General features: G+C 48.4%; 7 protein-coding genes and 1 pseudogene. 2 read left to right on the forward strand and 6 right to left on the reverse strand.

What is annotated here, in order from left to right; translation table 11 throughout:
* The first annotated feature begins 331 nt into the window (after nucleotides 1-331).
* Both ACLW56_RS10305 and ACLW56_RS10310 read left to right on the forward strand, forming a co-directional pair.
* Nucleotides 332-814, forward strand: coding sequence for a toll/interleukin-1 receptor domain-containing protein (locus ACLW56_RS10305; protein WP_330983686.1), 483 nt, complete (start codon nucleotides 332-334; stop codon nucleotides 812-814).
* A gap of 128 nt (nucleotides 815-942) precedes the next feature.
* Nucleotides 943-2142, forward strand: coding sequence for a type II restriction endonuclease (locus ACLW56_RS10310; RefSeq protein WP_330983687.1), 1200 nt, complete (start codon nucleotides 943-945; stop codon nucleotides 2140-2142).
* 42 nt (nucleotides 2143-2184) lie between these two features.
* On the opposite strand, the gene ACLW56_RS10315 is transcribed toward ACLW56_RS10310, so the two are convergent.
* From ACLW56_RS10315 to ACLW56_RS10340, 6 genes and pseudogenes are all read right to left on the reverse strand, one after another.
* Complete coding sequence (locus ACLW56_RS10315; RefSeq protein WP_330983688.1) at nucleotides 2185-3618, reverse strand: DNA cytosine methyltransferase; 1434 nt, start codon at nucleotides 3616-3618, stop codon at nucleotides 2185-2187.
* 129 nt (nucleotides 3619-3747) lie between these two features.
* Entirely contained in the window at nucleotides 3748-4050 is a 303-nt protein-coding gene (locus ACLW56_RS10320; protein ID WP_330983689.1) for a hypothetical protein, read from the reverse strand.
* A 43-nt stretch (nucleotides 4051-4093) separates the two neighbouring features.
* Nucleotides 4094-4315: pseudogene (locus ACLW56_RS10325) on the reverse strand (hypothetical protein); the annotation flags it as partial.
* A gap of 427 nt (nucleotides 4316-4742) precedes the next feature.
* Nucleotides 4743-5753: a Holliday junction branch migration DNA helicase RuvB gene (gene ruvB / locus ACLW56_RS10330; protein WP_330983690.1), complete on the reverse strand. Its 1011-nt coding sequence runs from the start codon at nucleotides 5751-5753 to the stop codon at nucleotides 4743-4745.
* An 8-nt stretch (nucleotides 5754-5761) separates the two neighbouring features.
* Nucleotides 5762-6373 (reverse strand): Holliday junction branch migration protein RuvA, encoded by a 612-nt coding sequence (gene ruvA, locus ACLW56_RS10335; protein WP_330983691.1) that lies wholly within the window; start codon nucleotides 6371-6373, stop codon nucleotides 5762-5764.
* 231 nt (nucleotides 6374-6604) lie between these two features.
* The coding region (locus ACLW56_RS10340) for a transposase (protein WP_330982744.1) at nucleotides 6605-6958 on the reverse strand (354 nt) is incomplete at its 5' end.

Consider the following 6958-nt stretch of genomic DNA (forward strand, 5'->3'; position numbering starts at 1 on the left):
ATTGAATGGATATTGGGTTGTATATTTCAACAGGCTGGATATTAAAACAGTTATTGATCATCAAGGATGTGGCAAACAGTTAGGCAAACTAATCACTGAACTTTTTGAACCAAAGGATTAGAACATGGCCAGATGCACAGCACCAAGATACGGACACCGCACTGCTAGCGGGAGGGCTTCCTGCCCAGCCTGCGGCAGCAGCTATGGTGGCTATCGCTCATACTCAACGCCCTCTTATTTCTCGCTAGGTGGCGGTTCGAGCGGGTATAGCAGCAGCGGCGGAGGAAGCTCTAGTAGCACCAGACCACGTTGGTCACGGGCAGGTTCATCCGTGATTTATACCTCTGCGGAAGTGCGTACTCTTACGCCAGTCCGTGAGAACGTTGAGAAACGGGCCTCTGTTCCTGATTTACGGGATGTATTCCTGTGCCATGCCTGGGACGATCGCAAAGACGCAGCCAAAGAGTTGCATGACCAACTTGAGATGAAGGGTGTATCAGTCTGGTTTAGTGAAAAAGATGTTTTACTTGGTGCAACGTTACTCCGGGAAATCGATAAAGGATTGGCAAAATCGCGCGTAGGAATTGTGCTGGTGACCCCTGCACTACTAAAGCGACTCGCTGGAGAAGGGATTGCTGATAAAGAGCTATCGGCGCTTCTGGCACGAGATCTTCTTGTTCCCATTGTACATAACACAACGTATGAAGATCTCCGCGAAGTCAGTCCGTTACTTGGTTCACGCAGCGGTTTGAGCACAACTGAAGATTCAATGGGCAATATTGCCAGCAAGCTGGCTGAGCTGGTAACAATCTAGCGTTGACATTTATCCTCGTTGGAATTCATGCTTTCGTATCGATATGCTCGTCTGGAGAGATGCTGCTCTGCCAGGCATAGTTAAATCTATTGAACAACAGATCGATTTGTCTTTAAGTAAGGACGCATATGTCAGGCTTTCAGGAATGGTTACTGAGTAAGGCAACGGGCAATTATTTTCTGTACATCAAACGCTTGTCAGCAAATGACACTGGTGCAACTGGCGGTCATCAGGTTGGCCTATATATCCCTTCTGGCATCGTTGCAGAACTGTTTCCCTCAATAGACCACACTGAGGAACTAAATCCCTCGGTTTTTCTCAATTCAACCTACTCCTCGCATATTTGCAGTGATAGTGAAGCACGCGCGATTTATTATAACGGCAGCTATTTTGGTAAAACCCGAAATGAAAAACGTATAACGCGCTGGGGCCCAGGGAGTCCACTTCAGGATCCTGAAAATACAGGTGCATTGTCCATCCTGGCCTTTGAGCACGAGCCCGGAAGTGACAGTAAGAACGTTGATGTGTGGGTTTGCAAAAATCCTGACGAAGAGGACATTGTCGAATCCATTCTTGGCGAAATTATCCCTGGATCGCTGAGGTTTGGTCCCGCAAAAGAAATTTTAGGTGGATTAGCTCTTCAGCCAAAAACAACCCAGAAGAAATACAAAATTCCAGCGCCCTGGGAAACCACATTCCCATCTGGCTCAGAAATAATTAAATACGCTGCGGACTACTTTTCAAAAGGCTGTGCAGACCCAGACGAGCAACTCATCGATCGCAGGCGTGTGGAATATGATATTTTCCTCCTTGTAGAGGAAATGCATGTCCTTGATATTATAAAGAAGGGATTTAACTCGGTTGATGACTTTATCGCGCTGGCTAATTCAGTCAGTAACCGCAGAAAATCCCGTGCAGGGAAATCACTGGAGCTACATCTTGAACAGCTTTTCCTTGAACATGGTCTTACTCAGTTCGCAACACAGTGCGTTACTGAAGGGAATAAAAAACCAGACTTCCTTTTTCCATCTTATGATGCGTACCATGACAAAGCATTTCCGGACGAAAAACTCCATATGCTTGCGGTAAAAACGACATGCAAGGATCGGTGGCGGCAAGTGTTGAATGAAGCAGACAGAATAAAAAACATCCATCTCTTTACGCTTCAGGAAGGAGTGTCATTGGCACAATTTAAAGAAATGCAGCAAGAACGGGTTACGCTGGTTGTTCCCTCTTCCCTGCACAAAAAATATCCTGAGGCTATTCGACCAGAATTGATGACTCTGGGGCATTTTATTGCCAAGCTTATCGGTATCTACACTGTATAAACTCGAGGAAAGCCCTCAGGCACGAGCGCCTGAGGGCTTTCTTTATTTGATTTTCGTTTTGTCTGCTCGCGCAGAAACAGCTTTACCGATGTAAGGTTCAAGCAATCTGGCAACAGCTTCAAATACAGGAACAACAACAGAGTTCCCAAACTGGCGATAAGACTGGGTATCAGAAACAGGGATCCTGAACGGTTTGCCGCCGACTTTTTCAAACCCCATTAGCCGGGCACATTCATGAGGCGTCAACCTTCTTGGGCGCCGGCTTTGATTTTCTTCGTCGCGGAAATCTAATTCCCCTTTCGCTTTGTCCCATCCTCTGTCTACCAGTATTTCAGAGCCATCTTTGTGGTACCGGGCAGAGAGAGTTCTGGCCACACTGTTCACATTTGTAGGATTAACGAGTCCAAACCCAAAACCATTGCCTTTCGCGGCATGTTTCTTGGCATAGTTATACAGGTATTCCCAGAGTTTCGGTGTCAATATATATTTACTGTCTACCGCAGGATCCAGTAACTCTCCAAATGTTGGACGATTTTGTGGATACAATTTATGAATATTGCGAAGGGTAAAACCATCGTGGATTTTAAGATCGCGACGGAATCCGACTAATACAATTCGCTCTCTGTGCTGAGGTAAGAAATTTTTCCCGTCAATAATTTTGGGATCATCAGAACCCGAAACACCTGCATCTGCAACTTCATAACCAAGCTCATCAAGCGTTTCCATGATGACCTTGAAGGTTTTGCCTTTATCGTGGCTTTTCAGGTTCTTAACGTTTTCAAGGACGAATATTGCCGGCTTTTTGGCCTTAATAATACGCGCAACATCAAAGAAGAGCGTCCCTTGAGCTTCACATTCAAACCCATGAGCTCTTCCTAAAGAATTTTTCTTGCTGACACCTGCGAGGCTAAAAGGCTGGCAAGGGAACCCGGCTAACAAGACATCATGATCAGGAATTTCTTTATCGATATGCTTATAGGCAGCAGTTTCCGACAAGCCTTCTCTATCACTAAGAGTGACTTCACGAATGTCGAGGTTAAATTTATGTTCCTGCTCATCGTTAAACCAGTTTGCTTTGTAAGTCCGGACAGCCTCTTTGTTCCATTCACTGGTAAAAACGCAATGACCGCCAATTTCTTCAAACCCTTTGCGAATACCACCGATGCCAGCAAATAAATCGATAAAGCGAAATGCGTAGTCAGGGTGATGCTTCGGAGGTTCTGGCAGCATTTTCCTTAGCAGAATTTCCTCTGCAGAGGTCAATGATTTTGGCCCACACTTCCCGTTAATCCACCGATTTATCGTTTCCCTGCTCCAGTCATTATTACCTACTTTTCTAAGCAGTTCTGCCACGTATTTTTGATCATAAATTTCAAGAACTTTTGCAATAAGCTCTCTGTCCTTTTCCTGCTGCAATTTTTCTTCTTCTTCAGATTTCTGCAGGAGATCCTGCGCAAGCAATTCAAATTCAGACATAGCACCTCCAATGGGTCTCATTGGTGACACCATATCACTCATTTGACCCAGATAAAATAAATTTATCTGGTTATTTAACCAGTGATTAAGATTTGCTCGCTTTTTAGCTCCCCATCGAACCATACGTAATCATCTGTTTTGCCTGCGGAGCTGTCCAGGTTCGGACACCATCACCAAAAGTGCAGCAAGCGTAACCGCTCCAACGCCTTTGACGCTATTCAGTATTTTCCTTTTTTCAGCCAACGAGTCTGTATTGAGTAGCTGCTCACTGATTTCTTCATCCAACAGAGAAACTTCGGCATCAATCCAGGCAAAATGCCATGAAAGGCTGGACTGGGACACTGAATCGGTCTGCTCTTGAATCCGATTTTGTTCCATCGTTCTGATATGAATCAGCTGCCTCCTGCGGGTCACCAGCGTCGAGAGGATCATTCTTCGCAAGATGTTCCATTGCCCTTCCGAAGTTTTTTATCTTACGCGGGTTTACGACTGCAACAGCATAACCGGCCTTGGTCATGGCCATAGCTAAAGGCAAATGATATTTGCCTGTCGCTTCAGTCGCTATCAATCCAACGCTAAGTTTATGAAGTAACTGAATAAGAGATTGAAATCCAGCCTCACAATTCTGGAGATGATGAATTTGCTGTGTCGTATCGATATAGGTATCAAAATGACAATTTCGAGATATCAATTCCAACGATGGTAACTTCTTTCATTTTCAGGTATCCCGTTCTTGCAGATGCGGACTGGTAAACACCGCCCAAGCAGTTGTTCGGGTTAATACTGAACTGAAACCGATGCTACGCAAAACGCTCCTTCACGGGTTAATAGCCCTCATACGGGAACATGCTGCAGCATCTTGCTCATCATCAAAAGTATATGCAGTCAAAACCGCGTACACTTTTATCCAAAAGAGCAAAGATACGGCACATATTTACTCACCCTCGGACTTGCTTACCCAAGTTCAAAATCGTGCTACAGCATCAGCAAATCAATCAGTTTCGATATTGCCTCCTGACCCTTCAAACATACAAGTTACGGCAGATAAAATGCCTGGCGGCGCTTCGCTTGCGCAGGCCTACATTTCCCGTAGGCCCGGTCAGGCGTTAGCCGCCACCGGGCATTCAAGGCATTTCAGGTGGTGTGATCCCGAAGTGATTCCACGCGCGGACTGTCGCCATGCGGCCACGAGGCGTGCGTTGCAGGAATCCTTGCTGGATAAGATACGGTTCCAGCACGTCCTCGATGGTTTCTCGCTCTTCGCCAATAGCCGCCGCCAGGTTATCCAACCCGACCGGGCCACCGAAGAATTTGTCTATCACCGCCAGCAGCAGCTTGCGGTCCATGTAATCAAACCCTTCCGCATCGACGTTGAGCATATCCAGCGCCTGCGCGGCAATCTCCGCCGACACCGTTCCATCGTGACGAACCTCGGTAAAATCACGTACACGACGGAGCAGACGGTTGGCGATACGCGGCGTACCACGCGCGCGGCGGGCAATTTCAAGCGCGCCCTCTTCACTCATTTCGACGCCCATAAAGCGCGCGCTGCGGCCCACGATATATTGCAAATCAGGCACCTGATAAAACTCAAGACGCTGAACAATACCGAAACGGTCTCTTAGGGGAGAAGTTAATGACCCCGCACGGGTCGTCGCACCAATCAGGGTGAAGGGCGGTAAATCGATTTTGATTGAACGTGCCGCCGGGCCTTCGCCGATCATGATATCCAGTTGATAATCTTCCATCGCCGGATACAGCACTTCTTCCACCACCGGAGAAAGGCGGTGAATTTCATCGATGAACAGCACGTCGTGCGGCTCAAGGTTGGTGAGCATCGCCGCCAGGTCACCGGCTTTTTCAAGCACCGGGCCAGAAGTGGTGCGCAGATTCACGCCCATTTCGTTGGCAACAATATTGGCAAGGGTGGTTTTCCCCAACCCCGGCGGCCCAAAAATTAACAGATGATCGAGCGCTTCACCGCGCAGTTTCGCCGCCTGAATAAAGATTTCCATTTGCGAGCGCACCTGTGGCTGGCCGATATACTCTTCCAGCAATTTTGGGCGAATCGCACGGTCAACAACATCTTCCGGCGTGATACTGCCTGCAGAGACCAGGCGGTCAGCTTCAATCATCCCTTACCTCACATCGCGGCGCGAAGCGCGTCGCGGATTAACGTTTCACTGCTGGCATTCGGGCTGGCGATTTTGCTCACCATCCGGCTGGCTTCCTGAGGTTTATAGCCCAGCGCCACCAGCGCTGCAACGGCTTCCTGCTCGGCATCGTCAGTCGCCTGGCTTGCCGGGGAAGTCAGCACCAGGTCAGAAGCCGGTGTAAACAAGTCGCCATGCAGGCCTTTGAAGCGGTCTTTCATTTCGACCACCAGACGCTCGGCCGTTTTCTTGCCGATGCCCGGAAGCTTCACCAGAGCGACAGAATCTTCACGCTCCACCGCATTCACAAACTGCTGAGCGGACATGCCGGAAAGGATGGCAAGCGCCAGCTTCGGCCCCACGCCGTTGGTTTTGATCAGCTCTTTGAACAGCGTGCGCTCTTGCTTATTGTTGAAACCAAACAGCAGCTGCGCATCTTCACGCACCACAAAATGGGTGAAGATGATGGCTTCTTTGCCCTGATCGGGCAGTTCGTAGAAACAGGTCATCGGCATATGCACTTCATAGCCAACACCGCCCGCCTCCAGTAAAACCAGGGGGGGTTGTTTTTCCAGAATAATGCCTCTGAGTCTGCCGATCACGTGACGCTCCTGCGTTAAAGAATGAGATCAATGCGCTATCATAAAAAAAGGCTGGATAAATATCCAGCCCCAATATGATGACATAGCCTGCTTAATTGCAGATCCAGAAAATATCACCAGACAAAAATGAGGAAAATCAACTCGTTGATTTTCGGCTGCTAACCACAAAGAAGGAAAAGCCACGTTTTATCAGACTGCTGACGAACCCCGCGTTTTTCGTGGGGTTCTGTTTTATGAGCGACCGCAGGTCGCGATCGCGATATTTTTTCTCATCCCTCTGTTTTCGCGCTCACCCGACCTTTCCGGCCTCACATATCCCTCATAAGCGGCCTTTAACACCCAAAAAAGCCAGTAAAGAAGCGCCAGCAGCGCCATCTTCTTCATATTCTGCGCTGTCGCTGCAAGCCAGCACTGTATCTGTACCTTCCGCAACCCACGATACCGCGCATACCGGTGACCGTGGTGCTGTTTCGCATCCGCGAAGCTGCGCTCCACCGTCTCCTTGCGTCGCGCGTACACCTTTTTGCCCCATGTCGTCAGCCGCAGTTCATCCGCCTTCTCCCTGGCCTCTTCCCACACGTGCCG

The sequence above is a fragment of the Pantoea sp. sgz302252 genome (assembly GCF_047713085.1).
Classification (GTDB): Bacteria; Pseudomonadota; Gammaproteobacteria; order Enterobacterales; family Enterobacteriaceae; genus Scandinavium.

Coding starts and splice junctions, on each gene's coding strand:
- ACLW56_RS10310 (WP_330983687.1), top strand. CDS start 943: ATGTCAGGCTTTCAGGAATGGTTACTGAGTAAGGCAACGGGCAATTAT.
- ACLW56_RS10315 (WP_330983688.1), bottom strand. CDS start 3,618: ATGTCTGAATTTGAATTGCTTGCGCAGGATCTCCTGCAGAAATCTGAA.
- ACLW56_RS10320 (WP_330983689.1), bottom strand. CDS start 4,050: ATGATCCTCTCGACGCTGGTGACCCGCAGGAGGCAGCTGATTCATATC.
- ruvB (WP_330983690.1), bottom strand. CDS start 5,753: ATGATTGAAGCTGACCGCCTGGTCTCTGCAGGCAGTATCACGCCGGAA.